Origin of the sequence: Halalkalicoccus sp. CGA53 (assembly GCF_036429475.1) — an archaeon.
In the GTDB taxonomy this organism is placed as follows: Archaea; Halobacteriota; Halobacteria; order Halobacteriales; family Halalkalicoccaceae; genus Natronorarus; species Natronorarus salvus.
This window is the reverse complement of record NZ_CP144125.1, coordinates 3,683,246-3,708,173: the sequence shown is the minus strand read 5'-3', so window position 1 is coordinate 3,708,173 and position 24,928 is coordinate 3,683,246. Positions and strand designations below refer to the sequence as shown.

The window sequence follows — 24,928 nt, the reverse complement described above, 5'->3', positions numbered from 1 at the left end:
GTTACTCGTCCATCAGGTCGATTCCGATCGCGCGTTTGATCTGCTCGCGCAGCCCGCCGCTGCCCGCGCCGCCGCCGAGCGTGACGAACGTCGGTTCGACGCTCGTCTCCACGCTCTGTCGCACCCCGCGCGAGAGGTGCGACAGGTCCTCCTCGTGCATGATCGCGATCCCGACGCGCTCGTTCTCGAGCACCCGTTCGACCGCCGCGTCGAGCGAGTCGTCCTTCTCGCCGTCGGGGACGTTCTCGAAGTTGTTCACCCCGGCGAGCCGGAAGCCCGTCGTGAATTCGGGGTTGCCGACCACCGCGATCTCCCGTCCGCCGGCGCTCATCCGCCCACCTCCAGAACGGAGTTCTGGCGTACTCCCGTTCGCTCGCTCACGTGATTACCTCCGGAACGCAGTTCCGGCGTACCCACGTTCGCTCGCACGCTCATGTGATCACCAGCTCCCGTTCGATCTCCTCTTCGGGCATGTCGACCTCCTTCGCCCGGGCGATCGCCCGGACGTTCTCGACCTCTCGCTCCTTCGCGAGGATGTACGAGAGCACCGAGGCGACCGACGTCGGGTAGAGGTACGACAGCCGATCGGAGTACTGCAACAGCGCCGCGTCGAGGGCGTGTTCGAACCCGATCAGGCTGTCGGCCTCCGCCAGGTCGGAGAGCGGGCCTTCGAGCCGTCTGCCGTACGTACTCGCCGAGATCCGCTCGACGAGCGCGTCCTGGTCCGTCACGAGCTGTGAGAGCTCCGTTGCGGTGAACAGGGTGCCGCCCTCGATGAAGTACTCCGAGGGGTCGACGCTCGCCCCGCTCCGTGCGAGTCTGAGCGCGTTGATCACGTTCCGGAAGTCGATCTCGGCCTCGAGCACCTCGACGTACTGGCCGACCGGGGTGTCGGGCTCGGGTCGCGGCGAGGGGACGTCGGCGAGCAGCGACTCGTAGAACGTGCGGTCGATCGCGTTCTCGAGCGGCACGAGCGCGCCGCTCCGCTCGTACTCCTCGTAGGCCTCCTCGGTCGCGGGCCCGAAGATGGTGCCGTCGAGCAGCTCGACGACGTCCTCGATCGTCTCCGCGCTCGCGAGTCGCTCCAGGAACGCGTCGTCGAACTCGCCGGCGCGGATCAGGTCCGTCTCGATCTCCTCGGCGGGTATCTCCGAGTAGATCCCCCGGATGATCGTCTTCACGTTCCACTCGTCGTACTTTCTGAGGTACGCCGCGAGCAGCTCGTAGAGCCGGCCCTCCGACCAGTCGAGGATCTCGTGGAAGTGCCGCGCCATGTTCTTGTGCAGCGCGTACTCGATCAGGTCGACGCCCGAGTAGCGGGTGCCGAGTTCGTTGATCTCGCGTTCGTACTCGGTCTCCTCCATATACCGGGCGATCGCGCTCGGACCCATCCGGACGAGTTTTCGGTACTCCTCCTCGTCGAACAGCGACGCCCGCCGTGCCCGCACCCGCGCGTTGACGTACTCGGGGTTCGAGCCGCCGAGGGCACCGCCGACCGTCGGGCTCGGGCTCATCGTTCCTCGAAGAGGGTTTCGCTCGCCTCACGTAAGACGTCTTCCCACACGTCGTCGAGCACCGAGTCGAACGTGTTGTTCACCCGGACACGCGAGCCGTCGCTCTCGACGACCACGCCTCCGAGACACTCGCGCTCGCCCGCGTACGTCGCGTCGTGAGCGGTCTCGTCGACCAGCGACTCGATCAGCGTCTCGTCGTCCGTCCGGCCGTAGACGCGGACCGTGTCGTCGACGTCGTACTCCTCGAGTGCGGAGTCGAGTAGCTCCCGGGTCAGCAGCTCCCGGCGCTCGCCCGAGAGGCCCGCGATCTCGTCTTCGACCTCGCCGTAGACGTCCGCGAGCACGTCGCGTCGTGCGGCGAGTCGCTCCTGTTTCGCCTCGAGCTTCGCGCTCGAGAGTCGCTGTTCGCGCTGCTGTTCGATCTCGCGTTCGACCTCGCGCGCCCGACGCTCCTCGATCTCCTCGGCGTCGGCTTCGGCCTCGGCGATTATCTCCGCGGCTTCGGCCTCGGCCTCCGAGCGGATCTCCTCCGCACGCGCGCGAGCTTCCTCTTGAATGTCTTCAACGACCGTGTCCAGGCTCATTGGTGGAGAGAAACGGTCTACGTGACCAGGAAGATCACGACGATCGCGAAGATGACGAGCGTCTCCGGGAGCACCGTCAGGACGATCCCGGGGACGAACATGTCCCGGTCCTCGGCGATCGCGCCGACCGCCGCGGCGCCGATCCCTCGCTCCGCGTAGCCCGCACCCAGCGCCGCGAGACCGACGGCGATCGCCGCCGCCGCCGCGCCGTAGCCGGTCGAGAGCGCCTCCGCGGTCTCCGCGTCGATCGCTTCGTTTTGCAGTACCGTCGCCATCTCCGCCGCGACCATCAGTAGTTCTGTTGTCATGGGTTGCGCAGTTCTCTCTGTGGTTCCGGTAACCGAACGTCCGGATCTGGCTCCGCGGCCCCCATAAAACTTCTGAAAGAAGCCGGCGTAGGGCGGCCGAAACGCCCGAATACAGCCTTATGATAGCGAGTGACAACCCGGAAAACCGCGCCGTTCGTTTATATACGCGAGCGGCCCGGACGCGGGCTCACTCGGTGGTGTGTGTCCGCTCGTAGCCGAACGGTTCGTACTCCTCGCCGCCGCCCTCGTAGAACTTCTGGAAGAACTCGACGTACTCCAGGCGGATCATCTGGATCCCGGCCGCCGTGATGCCGAGCAGCAAGACCAGGATGTGTCCGAGGACGAACACGGCGATCGCGGCGACGACGGCGACCGCGAGCACGAGGATCGACCCCGACTCGACGCCGATCCAGACCAGTCCGGGGAAGTCGGCGTTCGCCGGGTCGGCGACGCCCGTGCCGGGCAGGCCGAAGTAGACGTAGCCGTTGTCGGGGTAGCTCCCGAAGACGAGGACGTTCACCGCGAACGCCATCCCCCCCTTCGCGAGCAGGACCGCGACCATTCGCAGGTACGAGAGCACGTGCCCGAACGCCCAGGCAGGGGTCTCGGCGAGCCCTGCGGCACCCTCGCCGACCCCGACCATCACGAAGCCGACCGCGGCCGCGGCGAGCCCGACGAGGCCGACGACCTCCGGGAGGCCGGCGAAGCCGAGGAACTCGTAGAGCACGCTCTCGGTCCCGACGAGGAACTCCGGCTTCTCCCCGACGAGGTGCAGGCTGAAGATCCAGGCGAACAGCCCGTTCATCAGCAGGATCCACGACCCCCGTTCGAGGACCGCGGCCTTCGCGCCGTGGCCCATCTCGTTGATGAAGCCCATGATCAGGCCGATGTTGAGGTGGACGATCCCGAAGAGCATGCTCACAACGATCCAGAGCAGCGCCCACTCGGTCGTCTGGAGCCCCTTCGTCAGCACGCCCGCGAGCGGCAGGAACCCGAGGCCCACGTCGGCCATGTGGACGCCGAAGACGTCGTCGTAGAGGTAGCCGAACAGCGTCGTGAACGCGCCGGCCCAGACCGCGATCCAGCCGAGCGCCTGCATGGCCTCGGAGTCGTAGCGAAGGAGGAACGCTCCCATCGCGACGTAGAGCAGGCCGTAGCCGATGTCGCCGATCATGAAGCCGAACGCGAGCGGGTAGGTCAGAAAGACCAGCAGCGTCGGGTCGAGCTCGGTGTACTTCGGCTTGCCGACCAGGTTCACCAGCAGTTCGAACGGTTTCGCGGTGCCGGGGTTGTCGAGGACGACCGGCGGCTTCTCGTCGTGCATCGTCGTCTCCTCGCCGCCGTCCGGTCGCGCCTCTCTCTTCCGCTTCCCGCCGTCGGTCGCGGCCGGCGTCCCCGTCGGCTCGCCGATCGTTCCCCCCTCGGGCGCCGCGACGCTCTCTGCGTGGCCGTCGTAGTCCATCCGTTCGAGCTCCTCGACCACCACGCGGTCGCCCACCGCGTCGGTGAGCGCCACTTCCAGCTCGGGGTAGCGCTCGGTCGGCACCCAGCCCTCGGCGACGAACGACCGCTCGGTCGTCGCGAACGACAGTGGTACCTCCTTCTTCTGGACGTCGATCGTCAGCTGCTCCTCGACCGCGAGGAGGAAGCCCGCGACGTCGAGTTTCACCTCCTCCAGTTCGTTCTCGACGCCCGTGAGCTTCGAGTCGAGCTGGTGGCGGCGGTGTTCGAGCTCCTCGACGTACGCGCCAGGGCTCGTCTCCGCCTCCGGTACCGAGAGCGCCGAGACCTCGACGCCGACCAGCGCGTCGGCGATCACACCCTCCCGGCCGGGGGTGGCGAAGACCGCGACGACGTCGCCCTCGGAGAACGTCTCGAACTCCTCTACTTCCTCGCTCTCGGCGAGCGCCGCCTCGACCTCGGCCGGTCGTGCGCGGTAGACGCCGGTGTCGATCGAGTCGTAGCCCGACAGCAGGTCGAGGTCGATCCCGAGGCGGGCGAACGGACGGACCGAGGAGATTCGGTCCTCGACCCGACGGAGCTCCTCTCTGAGATCGGCCCGGCGGTCGTCGAGTTCGTTCACGCGCGTGCGGGTTCGCTCGATCTCGTCGTCGAGGTCGCCCTCGTCGATCACGCGGCTGGGCCCGGCGTCCTCCTCCTCGACGTCGAGGATGCTCTCGATCGAGCGGACCGTGACGAGTTGCTCCGAGAGCGACTCCGAGCCCTCGATCGGCGTGCCCGGGGAGAAGTCCTCCCAGGAGTCGTCGTAGTCCGCGAGGTGGACGAGTCGGAGGTCGTGGACGGTCTCGATCACCCGCTCCATCACGGCGGTGGAGCCGACGACCGAGACCTTGCTCATCTGCTCAGGTCTGAGCATGTACCTCCTCCTCGAACCGGGCGACGACGAACGCGACGACCTCCTCGACGTTCCCCTCCGCCCGGGCCTCGAGGGCCTCTCGCTCGCGCTCGCCCTCGGCGAGGATCGCCTCCCGTTCGGCGTCGATCTCCTCGCGGGCCTCGTCGAGTCGCTCGTCGGCCCGTTCGTTGGCGCGCTGTTCGGCCTGCTCGCGGATCTCCTCCGCTCGCTCTCGGGCCTCCGCGAGCCGCTCCTCGCGCTCGCGTTCGGCCTCGGCCACCGCCTCGTCGGCCTCGCTCTCGGCGGTTTTGATCCGTTCTAACACCTCTGGCCTCGGCATACTCTGAACAGGATGAGTTCTACCGAGTGGCTATAAGGGAGTTGCGAAACCCACACGGGCGCCGAGACGGCTCCGACCGCCGGTCTCCCACGGTTCCGGTCGAACCGCCCCGATTATATGAACCCGGTCCCTAGATCCGGGAAATGGGCGTCCTCGAAGACAAGGCCAACGCGCGGCTGTTCTACAAGTACCTCTCTCGGGTCTACGACCGCGTCAACCCGTTCGTCTGGACCGACGGGATGCGCGCGGAAGCGATCGACCTCCTCGATCCGGGTCCCGACGATCGCGTCCTCGACGTCGGCTGCGGCACCGGCTACGCCACAGAGGGGCTCCTCGAGCGCACACAGCGGGTCCACGGCCTCGACCAGAGCGTTCACCAGATGCAGAAAGCCTGGGGGAAGTTCGGCAAACGCGGGCCCGTACGCTTCTACCGCGGCGACGCCGAACGCCTCCCGTTTACGGAGAACACGTTCGATCACGTTTGGTCCTCCGGCTCGATCGAGTACTGGCCGAACCCGGTCGACGCACTCCGCGAGTGCAGACGCGTCTGCAAACCCGGCGGCCGGGTCGTCATCGTCGGCCCGAACTATCCGAAGACGGGCGTGATGCAGCGAGTCGCCGACGCGATCATGCTCTTTTACGACGAGGCCGAGGCCGACCGGATGTTCACCGAGGCGGGCTACGACCGGTTCGAACACCACCTGATGGGTCCGAGCTACGACCCGGACATCGCGATCACCACGCTCGCCCACGTCCCCGAGTGAACTCCGGTCCCCGGGTGCGCGTTCTCCGGTTTCGTTCACCGCGTCCCGCTTCCGTTGTCGTGTGGCTCCGTTTTCGTTATCGCGCGGTCGTCTCCGCTCTCGCGATCGGTCGGCCGTCCTCGTAGAGTTCGACCGTGACGGTGCTGCCGCGGTCGGGCGTGGGGGAGTTGCTCCCCGCGACGACGAAGCTGGCGGATCCGCCGACGGTCCACTCGCGGGTCGACGCCTCGTTGAACACGCCCGTCGGCGCGGAGTGAAACCCCTCCGCCGAGAAGAACGGAACCGGCGGCTGGTGGTCGAGCGGCGTCCCGTCGACCGCGACGACGAGCGTGAGGGTCCGGGGGTCGAGGCGCTCCCCGCCGTCGTGTGTGAAGACGAACCGGTTCGTCTCGGCGTCGACCGAGAGCGAGACCGAGACGTGCGAGCCGGGTGCGGAGAGCCCCGAGGAGAAGCCGGTCGAGACGACGGCGACGGTCGTCGCCAGCCCCAGCACGCAGAGCAGGAGCAGGACGGAGCCGACGACGGGGGCGATCGCACGGGTCACGCCGGAGGTTGTGTCGGCTTCCGATAAGAACCTCAGCGACTCAGTCGGGGGTGAGTTCGTCCTCGATCTCCGGCTCCCAGTCGAAGCTGACCGAGAGCCGGGCCTCGTCGGCCGGCTCGTCGCCGACGGTCGCGTTCCCGTCCACGGCGGCGACGACGGTCATCGAGCCGTGTGGCGCGACGAACCAACGTTCGCCCTCCGCGGTCTCGCCGACCGCGGTCCCGTCGACGGTGACGTCGGCGCCGTCGACCGGCTCACCGGTCGAGTCCGTGAGCGTCACCTTCGTCGGCCCGCCCGGATACGTCCGGTTCAGCTCGAGTTCGTAGCCGTCGCCGGTCTCGGTCTCCGCGACGGCGGTCGGGATCGCGTTCAGCCGGAGCGTCTGATCCTCCTTGTAGACCTGTGCGGTCGTCCGGTCGACCATCGTGGTCGTCGTCCCGTAGCTGTGACTCAACGCACCGACGTGAGTGCGGTAGGTCTCGTCGTTGAACGTCAGCCCGCCGTCTGAACGGGCCCACGGGTAGAGCTCCGAGATCCGGTCCAGTCCGTCCTGGTCGGTCCGCAGCGAGAGGTCGTCCTCGCTCGAATCGAGGACACGGTGGTCGAGGCGGTACGCCTCGCGGAGGTACTGTCTCTCGTCCATCGTGGCCAGGACGACCCCCGTCTCGTCGGCTTCGATCTGGACCAAGCCCCCGGATGCCTCGCCGCGGTGGACCTCGACGATGTGCTCGCGGACGGGGCTCTGCACCGTCGTCGCCTGGACGTGGAGGATCTCCAGGTCCTCGCCGATGCCGATACCGGAGACGAGCTGGGCCTCGTTCTCGAGCTCCTCGATCGACGCTTCCAGCGCGACCGCGCGTTGGTGGTTCCTGATCAGTTCGGTTATCGCCTCGCGCTCTCCGAGTTCACCGCCGGCGTACGCGCCGTAGACGGCTTCTTCCCGCTCCCTGAGCGAGCTCACCTCGTCGTCGAGCCGGCTCACCTCCTCCCGGATGACGGCGCGCTCTTCGGCCTCGGTGCTCGCCTTCTCCATCCGCTTGTCGAAGACGTACTCGCCGTGTCTCATCTCGAGGTCGCCCGCGGCCCCGTCGAGGTAGGTCCCGACGTCGGTACCGACGCGCTGCTCGCCGTGTTCGGTCTCGTTCGTCCCGAGGATCAGCCGCTCGGGCAGCTCCAGGTCCTCGGTCGGGACGACCGAGGTGTTCGGCGCGTCGCCCTCGAGCTGTGGCTGTGTGCGCTCGTCCCCGACGAGCGTCGCTCCCGGACCGGCGAGTGCGAACCCGGGGAGCGTGAGAACGAGGAGGGCGGCCACGGCGGCCGCCAGCGCGCGGTTCATACAGGGTTCATCACGTCGGCGTACAAAAACCACTCGGGTTCACGCGTTTCGTAACGATTCACGCGGGGCGGAGACCGTTCATTTCTCCCTCTCGTCGGTTCGCTGGTGAGGTCAATGGAAACCATTTTCTTTCCGGCCGATCCACACTTCAGTATGCGGGTGGTCGTCGCCGTGGGGCTCGCCCTCTGCGTCGTCTGTCTCCTCGGAGCGGGCGTCGGCGCCGCAGCGGACGTGCCGGGGAGCGCCCCGGGGGCCGCACAGGTCGACGGCGAGGACGAGGACCCTGAGGACCGGGAGGCGGTCACCCAGCTCATCCGGATCGAGATCGGCCCGGAGGGGAACGCACAGTTCATCGTCTCGACGCAATTCTTCCTGCAGGGCGAGGACGAACGCGCCGCCTTCGACCGTCTCGCGACGGAGTTCGAGGAGGACGGCGAGGTCGGTCCGTCGGCCGAGCCGTTCGAGGACCTCGCGGAACAGGCCGGTGAGGAGACCGACCGCGAGATGGACGTCGAGAACGTCTCCAAGCACACCGACGTCGAGAACGACTCCGAGGACGGGACGAACGCGACGGGAACGCTCACCCTCGAGTTCACGTGGACCGAGTTCGCCGCCGTCGACGACGACGGGAGGCTGACCGCGGAGGACGTCTTCACCGTCGAGGACGAGCTCTGGCTGCCGACGCTCACGGAGAACCAGCGCCTGGAGATCGCCGCACCCGACGGCTACGGCGTCTCGAGCGCGCCGACGTCCGTCTCGAACGGCGTCCTCGTCTGGGAGGGTCCGCACACGTTCGAGGCGGACGACTTCGAGGACGAACCTATCATGTACGCCCCGGGCGGCGGGATAGGTGGAGCTGGCGGCATCACGCCCCTGACCGTCGCGTTCGCGGGCGTGCTCCTGCTGGTCGTCGGCCTGCTCGCGTTCGTCGTCTTCGGCGGACGGGAGGCCCAGGAGCTCCCGGTGCTCGGGACGCTCGCCGGCGGGGCGACGACCGCCGCCGGGGCCGGCGAGGGCGACGGTGGACGCTCGTCGCCCGACCCCGACGACCCGTTCGCGGGCGTCAACGAGGAGCTGCTCAGCGACGAGGAGCGGGTGATACGGCTGCTCCGGGCGAACGACGGCCGGATGAAACAGGCGATGATCGTACAGGAGACCCAGTGGTCGAACGCGAAGGTCTCGCAGCTGCTCTCCTCGATGGCCGACGACGGCGAGATCGACAAGCTCCGGATAGGCCGCGAGAACCTGATCACGCTCAGGGGCGAGAGCCCCGACGAGTGAACCGGAGGGCCCGCACGCCGCGTTTCGAAAACGTTTATCGGCCAGCGGCGAAACCGAACGACGATGAAAGTTCTCGTCACCGTAGCCGAGGTCAGTGAGGTCGACGAGGCGTTCGAGGTCTCCGGGACGGGGATCGACGAGCGCTATCTCGAGTACGACCTGAACGAGTGGGACGACTACGCCATCGAGGAGGCCGTCGGGCTCTCCGAAGCAGGTGTCGCCGACGAGGTCGTCGCCGTCACGATCGGTCCAGAGCGGAGCGAAGAGACGATCCGGATGGCGCTCGCGAAGGGCGCAGACCGCGCGGTACGGATCTGGGACGACGCTCTCGCCGACCAGGACCTCCTCGACGTCGGGACGAAAGCGGAGCTGCTCGCACGGGTCGTCGAGGAGGAAGAGCCCGAGATCGTCTTCACCGGCGTCCAGGCCGCAGACGACGCCTTCGGCGCGACCGGCGTCGCGCTCGCAGAGCGCGTCGGTTACGGCTGGGCGGCGGTCGTGAACGCCTTCGACCTCGACGCCTCCGGAGGAGAGGCGTCGGTCCACCGCGAGTTAGAGGGCGGGATCGAGGAGCTCACCGACGTCTCGCTCCCGGCGGTGTTCACGATCCAGACGGGGATCAACGAGCCCCGATACGCCAGCCTGCGCGGGATCAGACAGGCCCAGCGAAAGGAGATCGCACCGAAGATGCTCTCGGATCTCGGCCTCGACGCGGACGCGGTGAAGGGTGAGCTCGAGCTGACCGAGATGTACGTCCCCGAGACCGAGAGCGACGCGACGCTGTTCGAGGGCTCGGCCGAGGAGACCGCCGGCCAGCTCGCGGAACTGCTCCGCGAGAAGGGGGTGGTCGCGTGAGCCCGAGCGTCCTCGCGGTCGCCGAACACCGCCAGGGAGAGCTCCGGGACGCGAGCTTCGAACTCGTGACCGCGGGCCGCGAACTCGCCGACGATCTGGGTGGTGACCTCCACCTCGCGGTGATCGGCGGCGACACCGAGGGCTTCGCCGAGGAGCTCTCGCTCTCGGGCGTGGACGCGATCCACACGGTCGCCTACGGCGAGGAGTTCAACCACGACGTCTACACGCAGGCGGTCGTCACGATGGCCGAGGAACTCGAGCCCGCGGTCGTGCTGATGCCGAACACGGTCAACGGGCTCGACTACGCACCCGCGGTCGCCGAACGGCTCTCGCTGCCGTTGGTCTCGGACATCGTCGGGGTCAGCTACACCGATCGGTTCGTCACCACCCGCGAGATGTACGGCTCGAAGGTCGAGACGACCGTCGAGGTCGGTAGGGAGAGCGTGGCGCTCACGATCCGCGACGGCGAGTGGGAGCCGACGGAGGAGCCGGGCGAGCCGTCGGTCGACGAGTTCGACGTCGAGATCGACGAGGACGCGATCGGCTCTTCGGTCACCGGCTTCGAGGAGGTCGCGGGCGGGGACGTCGACATCGCGGACGCGGAGTTCCTGATCTCCGTGGGCCGGGGAATCGAGGAGGAGGAGAACATCGCCCTGATCGAGGAGCTGGTCGAGGCGACCGGCGCGACGCTCTCGGCCTCGCGGCCGATCGTCGACAACGAGTGGCTGCCGAAGAACCGCCAGGTCGGTCAGTCGGGGAAGTCGGTGACCCCGACGGTCTACCTCGCGATCGGGATCTCCGGAGCGGTGCAGCACGTCGCCGGGATGAAGGGTGCGGAGACGATAATCGCGATCAACACGGACCCGAACGCGCCGATCTTCGACCTCGCTGACTACGGCATCGTCGGCGACCTGTTCGAGGTCGTTCCGGCACTGATCGAGGAGTTCCAGTAACACCGGCGGCGACTCACGCGTACCTCCGGGCGAGGTCCCCGACGACGGGGAGTCCGAACCGTTCGCCCCGGTAGGCCTTCACGAGCAGGACGATCCAGAGCACGAGTGCGACCGGGACGAGCAGCAGCGAGAGGAGATCGGCCCCGAGCGCGACCAGCCACCCGACGACCGGGGTGACGCCGAGGAACAGCGGCAGGAGGCCGAGCAGGACGCTCAGCCCGAAGATCGCCCCCGAGGCGATCACGCTCTGTGCGGCGTGAAAACGCACGAACTCGTTCTCGTCCTCCGCGAGCAAGAAGACGAGCCCGGTGACGAAGCCGAAGAGGTAGCTACACGCGCCCGCGACGTTCGCTTCCAGCCCGAACGTCGCCCGCTCGACGCGTTCGGAGGAGTACGTCCCGTCGGTGCCGTTCGTCTCGATGATGTCAGATGTCTCCGTACCCATTCGGTAGCTCCACTGAGAGAACCCTCTCCGCGGCCGGCGTGGCGCTGACCGCGGAGAGACGTCTTCGGGACGTAGTATCGCTCTATGGGATGATAACTCTATCTGGAAGGTAGGAAAACGGGACGACGATACACACGGCTCTCGGCCGATGTGGCCCGACCGATCGCCCGCCGTTTTATCACGGTTCTCGCCGTGTCCTCGCCCATGCGCGCAGCAGTCCTCGAGGAACACGGAGAGCCGCTGTCGATCGAGGAGGTCGACCGACCCGGTGTGGAGCCCGACGGCGTCGTGGTGGACGTCGAAGCCTGTGGGATCTGTCGGTCGGACTGGCACGGCTGGCAGGGCGACTGGGGCTGGCTCGGCCTCGAATCGCAGCCCGGACAGATATTCGGCCACGAGCCCGCGGGGACGGTGGTCGAGGTGGGTGAGGACGTCGATACCGTGCGCGAGGGCGACCGGGTGGCGATCCCGTTCAACCTCGGCGACGGGAGCTGTCGGCACTGTCGGAACGGCCACGCGAACGTCTGCGAGAACGTCATGCCGCTCGGGTTCGTCCCGATGGTACAGGGCGCGTTCGCCGAAGAGGTCCACGTCCCGGCCGCCGATCACAACCTCGTCTCGCTGCCCGACGAGGTCTCGCCGGTCGACATGGCCGGCCTCGGCTGTCGGTTCATGACCTCGTTTCACGCGCTCTCACACCGCGCCGACCTCTCTGCGGGCGACCGCGTCGTGGTCCACGGCTGTGGGGGCGTCGGCCTCTCGGCGGTCCACATCGCGGACGCGCTCGGCGCGGAGGTGATCGCGGTCGACCTCGACGACGAGAAACTCGAGTGGGCGACCGATCTCGGGGCGGCCGAGACGGTGAGCGCGAGCGAGAACGAGGACGTCCCGGCCGAGGTCCGGTCGATCACCGACGGTGGTGCCGAGCTCTCGGTCGACGCGCTCGGGATCGCGGAGACCTGTCGGAACTCGGTCCGCTCGCTCCGGACACACGGCCAGCACCTCCAGATCGGTCTCACGACCGAGGAAGAGCGGGGAGAGGTCTCGCTGCCGACGGACGTGATGGTGATGCGCGAGATCGAGTTCGTCGGCTCGCTCGGGATGCCGCCGGCACGCTACGACGAGATCTTCCGGATGGTCGAGAGCGGAAAGCTCGAGCCGAGCGGGGTGGTCTCCGAGACGGTCGGCCTCGAGGACGTCTCCGCGAAACTGGCGGCGATGACCGACTTCGACACCGTCGGAATCCCCGTGATCGACACGTTCTGAGACGGACGGTCCTCGCGGGATCGTGGTGACCGTGGGTGTGGGCCGGCGATCGCCCGACGAGCGGCGGAAGCGGTCCGTACGGGCCACACGCCCGTCATCGACCGTCACCTACTTGCGCGGTCCACGCCGATGTTCTTCATGGAGTACCTCGACCGCCGCCGCTCGCTCGTCGACGAGCGGCTCTCGGCGGTCGTGGCCGAACTCGAACCCGAGCTGCTGCGAGAGGAGGTCGGCCACACCGTCCTCTCCGGGGGCAAGCGGGTCCGGCCGACGATGACGATCATCGTCTGCGAGGCCGTGGGTGGAACGCCGGAGGACGCGGTCGACTTCGGGGTGGGCGTCGAACTCGTTCACAACGCGTCGCTCGTGATCGACGACATCATCGACGACTCCGCGGTGCGTCGCGGGGCCGAGAGCGCCTGGTCTGCGTTCGGCTACGGCCCCGCGATCGTCTCCTCCGATGCGCACCTCGGCGAGGCGTTCGCGCTCTTCTCTCGCGACGCCCGGGCGATGCAGATCGTCGCGGAGGCGATGGTCGAACTCGGCGAGGGAGAGGCGATCGAAATCGTCGCACGGCCGGAGAACGAGGCCGAGTACATGGAACTCGCCCGACGGAAGACCGGTGCGCTCTTTCGCGCCGCGGCGGAGGTCGGGGCAGTCGCGGCCGACGCCGACGCCCACACCGTCGAGGCGGTCGGCGAGTACGCCGAACGGGTGGGGATCGCCTTCCAGATCAGGGACGACGTGCTCGACGCGACTGCCGATCCCGAGGAGCTCGGGAAGCCGACGGGTCAGGACGTCGAGATGGACCGGCCCTCGCTGCTACAGGTTACGGATCTGAGCCCCGAGGAGGCGAACGAGCGGGCGCACGCGGAGTCCGAGGCGGCGCTCTCGGCGCTCTCGCGGGTCGAGGCGGCGAACACGAAGGCCTACGAGTACCTCAAGGACCTCGCGGAGTTCGTCGTCGTCAGAGAGCGCTGACCTCGGAACGGCCTACGACGATCCGTGATAGACGTAGTAGCTGCTCGTGTCGAGGCGCGCGGCGACCGCTCGCTCTAGCTCCCACCGGAGTAGTTTCCAGAGCTCCGGGCGCGCGGTCTCGACCGCGGAGAACAGCCGTTCGATCTTCTCCGGTGAGCTGTCGGCCGCGAGCCGTTCGAGCTCACCGGTGAGCCCGTACTCGGTCCGCCCGGTCGGGAGCCGGAGCCACCGCTCGCGGCGCCGGTCGAGCAACCCTCTCGCGGCGAGTCCGTCCTCGACCAGTTCGATCACGTACCGCCAGGGATCGGTCTCGTCGCCGTCGAAGAGGGCGTCGACGAGCGCGGCGACGAGGATCGGATCCGCGGTTCCGGTCTCGCCTTCCATCCCACCCAGGAACGTCGAGACCGCCCACTCGAGGGTATGATCCGGCCACATCGGGGCGGGCCCGTTCGTCGCGACGGAGAGTGCGGTCCGCTTTCGGAGGCCCAGCCAGCGGGCGGTCTCGCCCATCTCGAAGCGGATCGCCCCCTCCTCCTCGTTCGCGAGGAAGGCGGCCGTGAGGACCGCTGTCGCGAGCTGGTCGGTGGCGACAGCTCGATCGGAGAGGGGGAGCGAGACGTTCCCCGCGATCGCTCGCGTCGCGAACCGTTCGCCGTGGAGGAAGACGAGTTCGCTCGGGGTCAGCTGGTCCATATCCCCCGTACGGCGTGACGCGACATACGCCTCACGTCGGCTTCGCCCGTCTCGCCGAACGCGTCTCGACGATGGCGAAGGTGAGCGTACTCACGAGCCCGACGAGCGTGCCCGCGGTGAGCGCCGCGGCGACGTACGGCAGGGTCTGATAGCCGAGCAGGAAGGCGCTCACGCCGTGGAGGACGACCGCGATCGAGATCACGTAGAAGGGCGCGTTCAGGTAGCGCCACTCCAGTCGATCGGCGAGGTAGGCGTCGGTGATCCGTCCCAAGCTGGACGTGATCCCCGCGGCGGCGAACCACTGGACCGCGCCGTAGACGAGCGCGGCGATCACCTCCAACGCCGTGAGCTGTTCGCCCACCTGTGCCGTCTCCAGGGCTTCGACCCCGCCGATCCCCCCGATCAGGAGCAGTGCGGCGGCGACGACGCTCGTGATCAGTGTCACCCGGCCGGTGTAGAGCACCGTGCGAACGCGCTCGGCCCAGCGGTCGATCGCCTCCTGTGCACCCAGTCCGCGGGCGAGCAGGTAGAGGCCGAGCAGCGCGGAGAGCACGCCCAGGGTCGCGCCGGGGAAGCCGAAGCGGTCGGCGAGCGTCGCAAGCGGGTAGATCAGCAGCAGGATCCCCAGGGGAACGAGGATCGTCCCGCGGGTCTCCGGGTCGTTCAGCACCTGCTTGATCGTGTAGTACATCGATTCGAGGTCCTGGGCCTGACGGACGACCACTCTCCGAACGCCGTCGACGGGCACGCGCGAGCGGATCACCGGGATCACCGACTCGTCCTGTGCGCCGTCGGTGACGACGACCGCGGAGACCCGTTCGTCCGTCGAGAGGCTCGCGAGGACGTAGTCGAGTTCCTCCCCGACCTTTCGGTTCGCGCTCACGTCCGCCTTCTCGGTGCCGGTGACCGCTGCGACGGTGACCGCCTCGCCCTTCTCCCCGAACTCGTCGGCGATGTGGACGCCCTGGAAGAGGACGTTCACGTCGGAGTCCTCGGGGTCGACCGTCGCGAGCGCGACGGCGGCCTCCTCGACGGCGTCCCGACCGATGACGGGCGTCTCGACGCCCGCCTTGCGCCCGAGGTCGTCGTCGAGGTCGACACACAGCACCAGCAGCATCTACACGCGCTACGGGGTCGGGCCGTTAACTGTTTTCCCTCTCTCGAGCGGAACCCGAGCGGCTTTTGCCGCTGGGGGCGGTTCTCCGAGACAGAGAATGATCTCGAAGGGCTGTGAGCAGTGCGCGCTCGGCGGCAAGATGGTGCTGTTCGTCTACGGCTACTGCGACGAGCGCGACTGTTTCTACTGCCCGCTCGGGGAGAAACGAAAGAACGTCGAGCAGGTCTACGCCAACGAGCGCCCGGTCGAGCGAGACGAGGACGTCATCCAGGAGGCGAAGCTGATGGACGCGCTGGGCACATCGATCACCGGCGGCGAACCCCAGGAGGCGATGGGCCGCACCACCCGGTACCTCCGCCTGCTGAAAGAGGAGTTCGGCCCCGAGCACCACACCCACCTCTACACCGGGATCACCGGTGGACGCGAGAACATGCGAAAGCTCGCCGAGGCCGGCCTCGACGAGATCCGGTTTCACCCGCCGTACGAGCTCTGGGGAGAGCTCCACGGCACCGAGTGGGAGGAGATCCTCTATATCGCCCGCGAGGAGGGGCTCACCCCCGCCTTCGAGATCCCGGGCATCCGCCCCGAACGCGAGTTCATAGAGTTCCTCGACGAGGGCGCCGCGGAGTTCTGCAACGTCAACCAGTTCGAGATGAGCGATGGCAACTACGAGCGAATGCGCGCGGAGGGCTACGAACTCGAAGACGGGCACATGAGCGCGGTCGAGGGCTCGAAGGGGATCCTGGAGGAGATGGCCGACCACCCGAAGGTCTACTTCTGTACGAGCGTGTTCAAGGACGCCGCCCAGCACAGGAAACGCCTCCAGCGCATGGCCGAGAACGTCCGTCGGGAGTTCGACGACGTGACCGACGACGGGACGATCGTTTACGGGAAGACCTGGGAGACTGAAGCCCGCTTGCGCGACCTCGGCATTCCGGAGGAGTTCTACACGGTGAAGGCGAACCACGTCGAACTCGCCTGGTGGCTCCTAGAGGAGATGATAGAGGAGGGCGACGTGGGGAAAGGCGAGATCGTCGAGCAGTATCCGACGTACGACGGGACTGTAGTCGAGCGGACGCCGTTGGCGTGAGTCGTATTTTGCTGGAGTAGATTCGAAAGCCCGAGAGACGACCACTCGGCTGGATTGGACGTATCGAATCCCTTGTTATAATATAGCTATCACTATACCTCCGACGGTATCTCCCCCACAATATAGAAAACGCCCGAACCCCGCTATCTCCGATCCCCAGCGTCGCGGTTCGGTTCTTCGAGAAACGGGTCGAATCGGACGTTGGACACGCCGGGGTCGAGCGATTCCGAGATCACGTCCCCGTCTCCATCGGCCGGCCGCCCGGTCTCTGGATCGGTAAATGATGTCGGAGGATCACCGAAACTCGACGGCCCGTTCGCGGCACCCCAGTAGTTCTCGATCGCGTCGGTAATGTTCGAGAATTCGGGGAACTCGTCGTCTGCAGGGGTATCGATGTTCGAAACCCCGTAGTGTTCGTTGAAGCAGATGTTGCTGTCCCGGATCTGGCTTCCGCCGCCAAATACTGATTCGAGGACGCCGATCCCGTTCCTCAGAACTCGACAGGCGGTGATGGTCGAAGACATCTCGTGACCGACGAAGACACCTGTACTCCGGTTCCGCTGGATCGTACAGTGATCGATAGTGCTCCCTGTGCCCCCGTAGACGTCGGGATCACCCTGCAGATCGATGCCCGTGATGTTGTCCTCGAGCGTACACTGCTCGACCGAAGGACCCTGGAACCGAATACGAATCCCGCTACCACTCTCTCTCACCGTGATTCCGGTCGTTCTCCCGCCTGTGAACGTATACTCGATTCCCCCGCTCCCGCCGAGGATATCGACGTTCTCGATCACGACGTCGTCGAGGATCGTCACGTCCCTCTCGAGGGCGAAGGGATTGACCGCGATCGCCCTCGGATCCTCGTAGAAGCCGACTCGCTCGAACTCTGCGTCACGGATATCGATCGTATAGCCGTTCCCGTTCAGGTAGACGTCGTCCGCCGTTATGACGATACACCCGGGAGCCTCGATCAGGTCCGGTGTGATGTCGGAGACGATCTCGTACTCGCCGGGTTCGTCGATAACCGCACACGAATCGATCTCCGTCGGATTATCAGAGTCGGTGGCACTGGCAGACTTGCTGGCGGCGAGTCCGATTCCAGCCGCACCGACAGTTCGTAGCAAGGTTCTGCGGCCAAGGATTCTGCCCTCTCGTCTTCCGGTTGATTTGTATGTCTCTTCGAGTGATCTGTTCATGGAACACGAGATGCACAACGCTCCAATAGATAAATTTGCCTATTAAAACAAGCCGTAATTTAAAATTTCGGACGGATATACTGTCGGCTGTAACTGGGGAGTGATTCACCGAACCCCATGCCGGTGACAACCTGTGATGACTCGTAGCGGACAGTATTGGGTAGATTCGATAGCCGAATATGCGCTATCTGTTCGTTCAACCCCATATCATGTACGCTCTCGAGGGAACCACTGAAATGGAGGTGAACATAATCTGTAGCGGTGCGGTCCGCGAACTCGCTTCGCTCGTTCGCGGTCTTTTTGGTGGCGGGCGAGACGGCTCCGCCGTCTCGCTGCTTCTGCGAACGCGGAGCGTTCGCAGAACAGATTTTTACTCGGAGCGGTGCCCGCAGCGCCGAAGGCGCGAGGACACCCGACGAGTAAAAAGGTGCATGGAAAGCGTTTAGCTTTCCGGTTGAGTAGCGTCCGTATGCCGGATTGCCCACTGGCCGAGGAGTGTCCGAGTTTCACCGAACAGATCGAGGGGATGGGCTGCGTTCATTACGGCGACCGCGGCGGCGTCGAGTGGTGTAGTCACTACAGCCAGCCGATCCGCGACCTGAAACAGCAGCCCGTGAAGATCGGCGAGGAGGTCGTCGTCGAGGTGACCGACATCCACGAGAGCGGCGCCGGCGTCGGACGGACCGAGGACGGCTTCATCGTGATGGTCGACGGGGTGCTGCCCGACGCCCGTGCGAAGGTGAAGATCACGAAGGTGCGCTCGAACCACGCCCGAGCGGACGAGGTCGAGCGCCTGCCGTGGGAGCCGGAGGAGGACGACGAGAGCGACGAGGCGGCGGGGGACGTCGACGAGGCAGAGGAGGCCGACGAGGCGGACCGGAGACGTCCGGGGCGTCGGTCGCGGCCCGAGCGGCTCGGCAGCCGCGAGAACTTCTGGGGCGCGTAGGACACCTCGGCCGGCGGGCCGGCGACCACGTCTGTTTTCATAACAGGGTTCGAAGGAGGACCATGAGCGACGAGCCCGACCCGCCCGACCCCGACGGGATCCTAGAGCGCATCGGGTTCGACCCGGAGACGAACGTGCTGACCCGTCGGCAGGCGCAGGTGCTCGCGCTCCGGGAACGGGGCGTCTCGCAGGCGACGATCGCCGACCGGTTGGGCACCTCGCGGGCGAACGTCTCGAGCGTCGAGTCGAGCGCCCGGACGAACGTCGAGAAGGCCCACGAGACGGTCGCGTTCGCGGAGGCGCTCCGCGCGCCGGTGCAGGTCGAGATCGACGCCGAGGTCGACCTCTACGACGTCCCGACCCGTGTGTACGCCGCGTGTGACGAGGCGTCGGTGAAGGTGAACCAGAGCGCGCCGGAGCTGATGCGCTCGATCAGCGAGGCGGCTGGCGACGCGATCTCTGGCCGCGAGGTGAAACGGCCGCTGCTCGTCGGCGTGACCAACGACGGGGTCGTACGGGTACGCCGGCTCGACCGGCGGAACGACGAGTAGTCGCTACCAGGTTTCGACGGAGCCGGTTCTGATGTCCTCGACACAGCCCTCGCAGTCGGGGTGGCCGGGCTCGTAGCAGGAGGGGCGGGCGTGGTCGTCGACCTCGACCGCACGGCGTTCGGCGTAGCGCCGGCAGACGATCCGTGCACGGCCGGCCCCGTCGCGGTCGAGGCCGTCCGATCGGACCGAGTCGCGCGCGTCGCGGTAGGCGTATCGCGCCCGCTCGTACGTCCGACCGGCGTCGCGGACCTTCGAGCGGAGAAACCGGTCCACCCGATCCGGATCGACCATAGCTGTACCTGAAACTCTGTGCACAAAGAGCCGTCGACACACCACTTTCACCCCGCTCGCGCAACTTTTTAACCCATCGGGAACCAACCGACGTACGTCTCCCGAGGAAAACAGGCGGAGACAGTGAGATCATGAGCGACCTGCGAAACCACGCGGAAGCGATAGCGGAACAGTTCTCGGAACACCTAGAGGTCAGTACAGAGGAGGTCGAAGACCGACTGGCGACGCTCGTCGAGGAGTACAAGATCCCCGCCGACGAGGCACGCCGGAGCGTCACGAACCACTACCTCGACCAGGCGGGCCTGGAGCGAGAAGACATCTCCGGCGGCGGTGGCAACCGCCAGATCCAGCTCGCGGAGGTCGACGCCCCCGACGAGTGGGTCGACATCGAGGCGAAACTGGTCGACCTCTGGGAGCCGAGGAGCGACTCGATCGACCAGGTCGGACTGTTGGGCGACCCGTCGGGTACGCTGAAGTTCACCAAGTGGGCGACGTCGGACCTCCCGACGCTCTCCGAGGGTGTCTCCTACCGGTTCGAGAACGTCGTCACCGACGAGTACGAGGGTCGGTACTCGGTGAAGCTCAACCGAACCACACGGATCACCGAACTCAACGAGGAGATCGAGGTCGGCGACGACGCCATCGAGGTCGAGGGCGCGCTGGTCGACATCCAGCGCGGCAGCGGCCTGATCAAGCGCTGTCCGGAGGAGGGCTGTACGCGCGTCCTCCAGAACGGCCGGTGTGCCGAACACGGCGAGGTCGACGGCGAGTTCGACCTCCGGATCAAGGGCGTCCTCGACGACGGCCTCGTGGTCCAGGAGGTCATCTTCGATCAGGAGAGTACGGAGGAGCTGACCGGGATCGAACTCGACGAGGCGAAGCAGATGGCGATGGACGCCCTCGACACGACCGTCGTCGCGGACGAGATGCGAACCGCAACCCTCGGACGGTACTACCGGGTGTCGGGCCCGAAGTACGGCCGGTACGTGCTCGCCGACGAGGTGGAGGAACTGGGCGGGCCAACGGACCCTGAAGCGACGCTGATCAGAGCGAGGTCGATCTGAATGAGCGGCGCAGCCCCCACCCGCGAGGTCGCCCAGCGCGTCTTCGCCCGCGAGTTCAACGACGCGAGCTACACGTTCAAGGAGAGCGACGACGAGCGCGCGCCGCTGTACCTGCTGCTCCCGACGGGCGCGCGTGCGAACCGCGTCTTCTTCGTCGGCACCCTCACCGAGAAGAACGACGTCGGCGAGGACAACGAGTACTGGCAGGGTCGGATCGTCGACCCGACGGGGACCTTCTTCGTCTACGCCGGCCAGTACCAGCCCGAGGCGGCGACCGCGCTCCGCGAGATCGAACCCCCGGCGTACGTGGCCGTCGCCGGGAAGCCACGCACGTACGAGACCGACGACGGCTCGATCAACGTCTCGATCCGCCCCGAGTCGATCACCGAGGTCGACGCCGGAATCCGCGACCGCTGGGTCGTCGAGACCGCAGAACGGACGATCGATCGCCTCAAAACGTTCGACGACGAGGCCAACGAGTACGCCTCGATGGCGCGCGAGCACTACGACCTCCCGGTCGAGAACTACCGGCAGGCGGTCGCGACGGCGCTCGAGAGCCTCGACGAGATCGAGTCAGAGGAACCCGAAGCCGAAGCCTAGGGCGAGAGCGACTCGCCGACCGCTCTTTCGGCGGCATCGACGACGACCCCCTCCCTCGCGAGCGACGCGAGCGTCTCGACGTCGTCGTGGAGCGGTCGATCACCGGAGAGCGGATCGACGTGTTCGCGGACGCACCCGTAAACCGCCTTCGTCCCGTCCCCGAACGAGAGGTCGTCGTCGACGTACTCGGCGGCCTCGGCCGCACAGAGCAGTTCGATCCCGACGATTGCGCCGACGCGCTCGGTGACCCGTCTGGCGGCGAACGCGGAGGTCGCGCCCATGCTGACGTGGTCCTCCTGGCCGCCGCTGACCGGGGTGCTGTCGCTCGCCGGCCGTCCCTCCGCCCGACACTCGTTGAGCAACGCCGCAGCGGTGTACTGGGCGATCATCAGCCCCGACTCGAGGCCGCCATCCCGGGCGAGGAACGGCGGGAGGTACGCCTCCTGGTGGTTCGGGTTGAGTAGGCGGTCGACCCGCCGTTCGGTGACCGCGGCGAGTTCGGTGAGTGCCCCGGCGAGGTAGTCGAGTCTCAGCGCGAGAACCTCGGCGTGGAAGTTCCCGCCCGAGAGTACGCCGACGCGCTCGGTGCCGCTCGCTCGGTCGGAGACGTCGGCCGCGTCGAATATCAGCGGGTTGTCCGTCGCGCTGTTCAACTCGATCTCGACGGCCTCACGCAGGTGGTCGAGTGCCTCTCTGACCGCGCCGTGGACCTGCGGGAGACATCGGACCGAGTAGGCGTCCTGCACCCGATCGCAGTTGCGGTGGGACTCGACGACCTCGGAGTTCCGGGTGACTGCTTTCACGTTCTTCGCGCTCCGGGCCTGTCCGGGGTGGGGTCTGACCGCAGAGAGCATCGGGTCGCACGCGGCGGTCGTCCCCATCGTCACCTCGGTCGTGAACGCCCCGGCGACGTCGGCGGTCCCCACCACGCGCTCGGCGTCGCGGAGACAGAGCGCGGCGAGGCCGACGACGAGTTGCGTTCCGTTGATCAGCGCGAGCCCTTCCTTCGGCGCGAGCGAGACGGGTTCGACGCCGGCGGTGGCGAGCGCATCGTCGCCGGGGAGCCGCTCGCCGTCGACGTCCGCCTCGCCCTCGCCGATCAGTACGAGCGCCATCCCGGCGAGTGGCGCGAGGTCGCCGCTCGCGCCGAGGCTCCCGCGCGAGCGAACGACCGGGTGGATACCCTCGTTCAGCATCGTCACGAGTCGGTCGACCACCACCTCGCGGATCCCCGAGTAGCCGGTGACGAGCGCGTTGACCCTGGCGAGGGTCATCGCGCGGACCTCCTCCCGGGAGAGTTCTCGACCCGCTCCGGAGGCGTGGCTCCGCACGAGGTTCTCCTGGAGGCGATCGAGGTCCTCGCGGGGCACCCGCGTGTCGACGAGATCGCCGAAGCCGGTGTTCAGCCCGTAGACGACCTCGTCGGTCTCCAGTACCGCCTCGACGCGCTCGCGCGAGCGGCGCACCCGCTCTTTGGATTCCTCGGGGACTACAACCAGGAGATCGTCGCGGGCGACCCGTTCGACGTCCGCCGGCGTGAGCGACTCGCCGTCGGCGACGACCTCATCGGAGGGTTCGTCGGTCTGCATGATCCACGTGCATCGGCACGCCGCTTGAGTCTTCGTCCCGGTCGTGTGGCCTCGCACACGAACGCCCAACCCTCTACCCGCCCGGGGACGTTTCAACGAGCGATGACACGAGCAGCGATCGTCGTCCTGGCTGGTACCGACTCCGCAGCCGACCTCGGCCGCGTCGTCAATGCCCTCGAAGCCGCCCGCGAGTTCGACCGGGCCGGCGACGACCTCCGACTGATCTTCGACGGCGCGGGAACGCAGTGGATCGCCGAACTGGAGGACGAGGACCACGACTACCACGACCTCTACGTGTCGGTCTCGGAGCACGTCCAGGCCTGTGAGTACTGCGTCGACGCCTACGACGTCGGTGCGGCGGTCGACGAGAGCGAGGCGGAACGAGATGGCGAGTTCGAGGGCCACCCCAGCGTGAAGTCGCTCGTCGACGAGGGCTACGAGGTCATCACGTACTGACGACCCTCGACCACGGGTCGACCCTCCTTCACCACCACCGACACCGGGTTCTCGCCGACACGATACGGGAGATGCCGATAGGAGGGCGCATCGAGGACGAGGAGGTCCGCCGGTACGCCCTCCCGAAGGGTTCCGGTGCCGTCGTCGAGGTCGAGCGCCCGTGCGGCGTTCGCCGTCGCGGCGGAGAGCGCCTCGGCGGGCGTCATTCGCATCCCGACACAGGCGAGGGAGACGGCGAACGGCACACTTCTCGAGAAGCAGTTCGGGTTGAAGTCGGTCGCGAGCGCGACCGGCGCGCCGCGGTCGAGGAACGCCCGTGCGTCGGCGTACTCTTCGCCGAGGACGAACGCCGTCCCCGGGAGCATCACCGGGACGACCTCGCTCTCGACGAGCGCGTCGATGTCGGTCACGGTCGCACGCAACAGGTGATCGGCGCTGGTCGCACCGAGTGCGGCGGCGAGCTGTGCGCCGCCGACCCGCTCGAACTCCTCGGCGTGGATCTTCGGGTCGAGCCCGTGATTGAGACCCGCTTCGAGCACCCGGCGGGACTGTTCGACCGAGAAGACGCCCGCCTCGCAGAAGACGTCACAGAATCGCGCGACCCCCTGCTCCGCGACCGCCGGGAGCTGTTCCGAGACGACCCGATCGACGTAGCCGTCGGTATCCATCCCCTCGGGTGTCGAGTGCGCCCCCATGAACGTCGCGTGGAGGTCGATCGGGTGCTTCTCGTCCGCTCGATCGATCACCTCCAGGAGTCGGAGTTCCGTCTCGGTATCCAGACCGTAACCCGACTTCACTTCGACCGTCGTCGAGCCGTGGGCGAGCATCGTATCGAGGTGGCCGAGCAGGTTCGAGAGCAGGTCCCCGTCGGTCGCCTCCCTCGTCGTTCGCACTGTCCTGAGAATACCGCCGCCCTCCGCAGCGATCTCCCGGTAGCTCTTCCCTTCGATCTTCGCCTCGAACTCGTCGGAACGGTCGCCCGCGAAGACCGCGTGGGTGTGGGGATCGACGAGCCCCGGGACCACGGCTCTCCCACTCGCGTCGATCGCGTGATCGGCGTTCTCCGGTGGGTACTCCCGTGTCACTTCCTCGGTGGGACCGACGGCAGCCACCTCGCCGTCGACCACCGCGACGGCCGCATTCGATCGAACGTCGAGTATCCCACCCCGATCCGACGGGGTCGAGCCACCGATCGCGCGTGCTGGTCCGACGACGAGTTCGGCCGCGTCGTGGACGACGGCGTCGATGCCGGTCATGCCGTTACCTCCGTCGCCCCGCAACGAGCGTGTTCTGCCGAACGACTCCACCCGGCGCAACCCTTTTCCTCCACTCGGCTGACTCGCGGAGCATGGAGCGATATCTGGTGAACCCACCCGAACTGAAGGACGCACGCGCGATCGGCTACAACCACGCGATCGTCGCGAACGGCGAGTTCACTATGGCCGGTCAGGTCGCGATGGATTCCGAGGGTGAGATCGTCGGCGACGACATCCGAACGCAGGCCGAAAGGGCGTACGAGAACGTCGGGATCCTGCTCTCCGCGGTCGGGAAGGGCTTCGCGGACGTGACGAAGGTGACGACGCACATCGTCGACCTCTCCACCCATTACTTCGACGGCTACAAGGACGTCTACTGGGAGGCGTTCTCCGAACCCTACCCCTGTCACACCGTCCTCGGAGCCCACCAGCTCGCCCACGAGGGGTACCTCGTGGAGGTCGAGGTCGAGGTCCCGTTCACCGACCGGGACGTCGCCGCGATCGAACCCGACGGCGAGACGGTGGTCCGGGTTCCCTGAGGGGGCCGGTTCA

Annotated in this window: 28 protein-coding genes; 13 read left to right on the top strand and 15 right to left on the bottom strand. The window is 67.1% G+C overall.

From position 1 onward, the window contains the following. Position 1 precedes the first annotated feature (1 nt). The 6 genes from V2L32_RS20800 to ahaH form a co-directional block, all read right to left on the bottom strand. The gene (locus V2L32_RS20800; protein ID WP_331234545.1) at positions 2–331 is read right to left on the bottom strand and encodes a V-type ATP synthase subunit F; all 330 of its coding nucleotides are present in this window, start codon (positions 329–331) and stop codon (positions 2–4) included. 100 nt (positions 332–431) lie between these two features. Then, positions 432–1,514, bottom strand: coding sequence for a V-type ATP synthase subunit C (locus V2L32_RS20795; RefSeq protein ID WP_331234544.1), 1,083 nt, complete (start codon positions 1,512–1,514; stop codon positions 432–434). Next, on the bottom strand, positions 1,511–2,098 hold the full coding sequence (locus V2L32_RS20790) for a V-type ATP synthase subunit E (protein WP_331234543.1): 588 nt from the start codon (positions 2,096–2,098) through the stop codon (positions 1,511–1,513). The genes V2L32_RS20795 and V2L32_RS20790 overlap by 4 nt, the downstream gene beginning before the upstream one ends. A gap of 17 nt (positions 2,099–2,115) precedes the next feature. Further along, the gene (locus V2L32_RS20785; RefSeq protein ID WP_331234542.1) at positions 2,116–2,406 is read right to left on the bottom strand and encodes a F0F1 ATP synthase subunit C; all 291 of its coding nucleotides are present in this window, start codon (positions 2,404–2,406) and stop codon (positions 2,116–2,118) included. Positions 2,407–2,593: 187 nt separating this feature from the next. Beyond that, the gene (locus tag V2L32_RS20780) at positions 2,594–4,783 is read right to left on the bottom strand and encodes a V-type ATP synthase subunit I (RefSeq protein ID WP_331234541.1); all 2,190 of its coding nucleotides are present in this window, start codon (positions 4,781–4,783) and stop codon (positions 2,594–2,596) included. After that, a complete protein-coding gene (ahaH, locus tag V2L32_RS20775) occupies positions 4,770–5,102 on the bottom strand; it encodes an ATP synthase archaeal subunit H (protein WP_331234540.1) in 333 nt (110 codons plus the stop codon). The genes V2L32_RS20780 and ahaH overlap by 14 nt, the downstream gene beginning before the upstream one ends. 143 nt (positions 5,103–5,245) lie before the next feature. Between ahaH and V2L32_RS20770 the strand changes: the two genes are divergently transcribed. Continuing rightward, positions 5,246–5,866, top strand: a complete 621-nt coding sequence (locus tag V2L32_RS20770; protein ID WP_331234539.1) for a methyltransferase domain-containing protein — start codon at positions 5,246–5,248, stop codon at positions 5,864–5,866. 76 nt (positions 5,867–5,942) lie between these two features. Here V2L32_RS20770 and V2L32_RS20765 read toward each other — a convergent pair whose 3' ends face one another. After that, positions 5,943–6,410, bottom strand: a complete 468-nt coding sequence (locus tag V2L32_RS20765; RefSeq protein WP_331234538.1) for a type IV pilin — start codon at positions 6,408–6,410, stop codon at positions 5,943–5,945. Positions 6,411–6,450: 40 nt separating this feature from the next. After that, the gene (locus V2L32_RS20760; RefSeq protein ID WP_331234537.1) at positions 6,451–7,746 is read right to left on the bottom strand and encodes a DUF7096 domain-containing protein; all 1,296 of its coding nucleotides are present in this window, start codon (positions 7,744–7,746) and stop codon (positions 6,451–6,453) included. 153 nt (positions 7,747–7,899) lie between these two features. Here V2L32_RS20760 and V2L32_RS20755 point away from each other — a divergent pair, with 153 nt between their 5' ends. The 3 genes from V2L32_RS20755 to V2L32_RS20745 all read left to right on the top strand — a co-directional run bounded on the left by V2L32_RS20755 (position 7,900) and on the right by V2L32_RS20745 (position 10,835). Then, positions 7,900–9,027 carry a DUF7345 domain-containing protein gene (locus V2L32_RS20755; protein WP_331234536.1) on the top strand — a complete coding sequence of 376 codons (1,128 nt, stop codon included), beginning with the start codon at positions 7,900–7,902 and terminating at the stop codon, positions 9,025–9,027. A gap of 63 nt (positions 9,028–9,090) precedes the next feature. Then, on the top strand, positions 9,091–9,882 hold the full coding sequence (locus tag V2L32_RS20750) for an electron transfer flavoprotein subunit beta/FixA family protein (protein WP_331234535.1): 792 nt from the start codon (positions 9,091–9,093) through the stop codon (positions 9,880–9,882). Continuing rightward, a complete protein-coding gene (locus tag V2L32_RS20745; protein WP_331234534.1) occupies positions 9,879–10,835 on the top strand; it encodes an electron transfer flavoprotein subunit alpha/FixB family protein in 957 nt (318 codons plus the stop codon). Before V2L32_RS20750 ends, V2L32_RS20745 begins: the two co-directional genes overlap by 4 nt. A 13-nt stretch (positions 10,836–10,848) precedes the next feature. On the opposite strand, the gene V2L32_RS20740 is transcribed toward V2L32_RS20745, so the two are convergent. Beyond that, the gene (locus V2L32_RS20740; RefSeq protein WP_331234533.1) at positions 10,849–11,280 is read right to left on the bottom strand and encodes a DUF4870 domain-containing protein; all 432 of its coding nucleotides are present in this window, start codon (positions 11,278–11,280) and stop codon (positions 10,849–10,851) included. 204 nt (positions 11,281–11,484) lie between these two features. Between V2L32_RS20740 and V2L32_RS20735 the strand changes: the two genes are divergently transcribed. Next, positions 11,485–12,546: a zinc-dependent alcohol dehydrogenase family protein gene (locus V2L32_RS20735; protein WP_331234532.1), complete on the top strand. Its 1,062-nt coding sequence runs from the start codon at positions 11,485–11,487 to the stop codon at positions 12,544–12,546. 138 nt (positions 12,547–12,684) lie between these two features. Beyond that, positions 12,685–13,527 (top strand): polyprenyl synthetase family protein, encoded by an 843-nt coding sequence (locus V2L32_RS20730; protein ID WP_331234531.1) that lies wholly within the window; start codon positions 12,685–12,687, stop codon positions 13,525–13,527. Between the two features lie 12 nt (positions 13,528–13,539). Here V2L32_RS20730 and V2L32_RS20725 read toward each other — a convergent pair whose 3' ends face one another. Together V2L32_RS20725 and V2L32_RS20720 are read right to left on the bottom strand one after the other, a co-directional pair. After that, on the bottom strand, positions 13,540–14,220 hold the full coding sequence (locus tag V2L32_RS20725) for a hypothetical protein (RefSeq protein WP_331234530.1): 681 nt from the start codon (positions 14,218–14,220) through the stop codon (positions 13,540–13,542). A 31-nt stretch (positions 14,221–14,251) separates the two neighbouring features. After that, positions 14,252–15,337, bottom strand: a complete 1,086-nt coding sequence (locus V2L32_RS20720; protein WP_331234529.1) for a DUF373 family protein — start codon at positions 15,335–15,337, stop codon at positions 14,252–14,254. 97 nt (positions 15,338–15,434) lie between these two features. Here V2L32_RS20720 and V2L32_RS20715 point away from each other — a divergent pair, with 97 nt between their 5' ends. Continuing rightward, positions 15,435–16,427: a radical SAM protein gene (locus V2L32_RS20715; protein WP_331234528.1), complete on the top strand. Its 993-nt coding sequence runs from the start codon at positions 15,435–15,437 to the stop codon at positions 16,425–16,427. Positions 16,428–16,570: 143 nt separating this feature from the next. Here the strand turns inward: V2L32_RS20715 and V2L32_RS20710 are convergent, their stop codons facing one another. Further along, positions 16,571–17,623: a right-handed parallel beta-helix repeat-containing protein gene (locus V2L32_RS20710; RefSeq protein WP_331234527.1), complete on the bottom strand. Its 1,053-nt coding sequence runs from the start codon at positions 17,621–17,623 to the stop codon at positions 16,571–16,573. Positions 17,624–18,092: 469 nt separating this feature from the next. On the opposite strand from V2L32_RS20710, the gene V2L32_RS20705 reads away from it, so the two are divergent. After that, positions 18,093–18,569: a TRAM domain-containing protein gene (locus V2L32_RS20705; protein ID WP_331234526.1), complete on the top strand. Its 477-nt coding sequence runs from the start codon at positions 18,093–18,095 to the stop codon at positions 18,567–18,569. Between the two features lie 62 nt (positions 18,570–18,631). Next, positions 18,632–19,120 carry a Tfx family DNA-binding protein gene (locus V2L32_RS20700; RefSeq protein ID WP_331234524.1) on the top strand — a complete coding sequence of 163 codons (489 nt, stop codon included), beginning with the start codon at positions 18,632–18,634 and terminating at the stop codon, positions 19,118–19,120. A 3-nt stretch (positions 19,121–19,123) separates the two neighbouring features. Here V2L32_RS20700 and V2L32_RS20695 read toward each other — a convergent pair whose 3' ends face one another. Beyond that, entirely contained in the window at positions 19,124–19,411 is a 288-nt protein-coding gene (locus V2L32_RS20695; protein ID WP_331234523.1) for a DUF7091 family protein, read from the bottom strand. A 131-nt stretch (positions 19,412–19,542) separates the two neighbouring features. On the opposite strand from V2L32_RS20695, the gene V2L32_RS20690 reads away from it, so the two are divergent. Both V2L32_RS20690 and V2L32_RS20685 read left to right on the top strand, forming a co-directional pair. After that, positions 19,543–20,475: a replication factor A gene (locus tag V2L32_RS20690; RefSeq protein WP_331234522.1), complete on the top strand. Its 933-nt coding sequence runs from the start codon at positions 19,543–19,545 to the stop codon at positions 20,473–20,475. Continuing rightward, entirely contained in the window at positions 20,476–21,075 is a 600-nt protein-coding gene (locus tag V2L32_RS20685; RefSeq protein WP_331234521.1) for an RPA family protein, read from the top strand. Here V2L32_RS20685 and hutH read toward each other — a convergent pair. Continuing rightward, positions 21,072–22,664 (bottom strand): histidine ammonia-lyase, encoded by a 1,593-nt coding sequence (hutH, locus tag V2L32_RS20680; RefSeq protein ID WP_331234520.1) that lies wholly within the window; start codon positions 22,662–22,664, stop codon positions 21,072–21,074. The genes V2L32_RS20685 and hutH overlap by 4 nt on opposite strands. Positions 22,665–22,766: 102 nt before the next feature. Here hutH and V2L32_RS20675 point away from each other — a divergent pair, with 102 nt between their 5' ends. Continuing rightward, the gene (locus tag V2L32_RS20675; protein ID WP_331234519.1) at positions 22,767–23,120 is read left to right on the top strand and encodes a hypothetical protein; all 354 of its coding nucleotides are present in this window, start codon (positions 22,767–22,769) and stop codon (positions 23,118–23,120) included. On the opposite strand, the gene hutI is transcribed toward V2L32_RS20675, so the two are convergent. Continuing rightward, positions 23,099–24,376, bottom strand: a complete 1,278-nt coding sequence (gene hutI / locus V2L32_RS20670) for an imidazolonepropionase (protein ID WP_331234517.1) — start codon at positions 24,374–24,376, stop codon at positions 23,099–23,101. The two genes, V2L32_RS20675 and hutI, sit on opposite strands and share 22 nt — an antisense overlap. Before the next feature lie 92 nt (positions 24,377–24,468). On the opposite strand from hutI, the gene V2L32_RS20665 reads away from it, so the two are divergent. Next, positions 24,469–24,915 (top strand): RidA family protein, encoded by a 447-nt coding sequence (locus V2L32_RS20665; RefSeq protein WP_331234516.1) that lies wholly within the window; start codon positions 24,469–24,471, stop codon positions 24,913–24,915. Positions 24,916–24,928: the final 13 nt, after the last annotated feature.

Bases quoted from the DNA above. Each gene is read 5' to 3' on its own strand.
- V2L32_RS20800 (WP_331234545.1), bottom strand. From the start codon at position 331: ATGAGCGCCGGCGGACGGGAGATCGCGGTGGTCGGCAACCCCGAATTC.
- V2L32_RS20795 (WP_331234544.1), bottom strand. From the start codon at position 1,514: ATGAGCCCGAGCCCGACGGTCGGCGGTGCCCTCGGCGGCTCGAACCCC.
- V2L32_RS20790 (WP_331234543.1), bottom strand. From the start codon at position 2,098: ATGAGCCTGGACACGGTCGTTGAAGACATTCAAGAGGAAGCTCGCGCG.
- V2L32_RS20785 (WP_331234542.1), bottom strand. From the start codon at position 2,406: ATGACAACAGAACTACTGATGGTCGCGGCGGAGATGGCGACGGTACTG.
- V2L32_RS20780 (WP_331234541.1), bottom strand. From the start codon at position 4,783: ATGCTCAGACCTGAGCAGATGAGCAAGGTCTCGGTCGTCGGCTCCACC.
- ahaH (WP_331234540.1), bottom strand. From the start codon at position 5,102: ATGCCGAGGCCAGAGGTGTTAGAACGGATCAAAACCGCCGAGAGCGAG.
- V2L32_RS20770 (WP_331234539.1), top strand. From the start codon at position 5,246: ATGGGCGTCCTCGAAGACAAGGCCAACGCGCGGCTGTTCTACAAGTAC.
- V2L32_RS20760 (WP_331234537.1), bottom strand. From the start codon at position 7,746: ATGAACCGCGCGCTGGCGGCCGCCGTGGCCGCCCTCCTCGTTCTCACG.
- V2L32_RS20755 (WP_331234536.1), top strand. From the start codon at position 7,900: ATGCGGGTGGTCGTCGCCGTGGGGCTCGCCCTCTGCGTCGTCTGTCTC.
- V2L32_RS20750 (WP_331234535.1), top strand. From the start codon at position 9,091: ATGAAAGTTCTCGTCACCGTAGCCGAGGTCAGTGAGGTCGACGAGGCG.
- V2L32_RS20740 (WP_331234533.1), bottom strand. From the start codon at position 11,280: ATGGGTACGGAGACATCTGACATCATCGAGACGAACGGCACCGACGGG.
- V2L32_RS20735 (WP_331234532.1), top strand. From the start codon at position 11,485: ATGCGCGCAGCAGTCCTCGAGGAACACGGAGAGCCGCTGTCGATCGAG.
- V2L32_RS20730 (WP_331234531.1), top strand. From the start codon at position 12,685: ATGGAGTACCTCGACCGCCGCCGCTCGCTCGTCGACGAGCGGCTCTCG.
- V2L32_RS20725 (WP_331234530.1), bottom strand. From the start codon at position 14,220: ATGGACCAGCTGACCCCGAGCGAACTCGTCTTCCTCCACGGCGAACGG.
- V2L32_RS20720 (WP_331234529.1), bottom strand. From the start codon at position 15,337: ATGCTGCTGGTGCTGTGTGTCGACCTCGACGACGACCTCGGGCGCAAG.
- V2L32_RS20715 (WP_331234528.1), top strand. From the start codon at position 15,435: ATGATCTCGAAGGGCTGTGAGCAGTGCGCGCTCGGCGGCAAGATGGTG.
- V2L32_RS20710 (WP_331234527.1), bottom strand. From the start codon at position 17,623: ATGAACAGATCACTCGAAGAGACATACAAATCAACCGGAAGACGAGAG.
- V2L32_RS20705 (WP_331234526.1), top strand. From the start codon at position 18,093: ATGCCGGATTGCCCACTGGCCGAGGAGTGTCCGAGTTTCACCGAACAG.
- V2L32_RS20700 (WP_331234524.1), top strand. From the start codon at position 18,632: ATGAGCGACGAGCCCGACCCGCCCGACCCCGACGGGATCCTAGAGCGC.
- V2L32_RS20695 (WP_331234523.1), bottom strand. From the start codon at position 19,411: ATGGTCGATCCGGATCGGGTGGACCGGTTTCTCCGCTCGAAGGTCCGC.
- V2L32_RS20690 (WP_331234522.1), top strand. From the start codon at position 19,543: ATGAGCGACCTGCGAAACCACGCGGAAGCGATAGCGGAACAGTTCTCG.
- V2L32_RS20685 (WP_331234521.1), top strand. From the start codon at position 20,476: ATGAGCGGCGCAGCCCCCACCCGCGAGGTCGCCCAGCGCGTCTTCGCC.
- hutH (WP_331234520.1), bottom strand. From the start codon at position 22,664: ATGCAGACCGACGAACCCTCCGATGAGGTCGTCGCCGACGGCGAGTCG.
- V2L32_RS20675 (WP_331234519.1), top strand. From the start codon at position 22,767: ATGACACGAGCAGCGATCGTCGTCCTGGCTGGTACCGACTCCGCAGCC.
- hutI (WP_331234517.1), bottom strand. From the start codon at position 24,376: ATGACCGGCATCGACGCCGTCGTCCACGACGCGGCCGAACTCGTCGTC.
- V2L32_RS20665 (WP_331234516.1), top strand. From the start codon at position 24,469: ATGGAGCGATATCTGGTGAACCCACCCGAACTGAAGGACGCACGCGCG.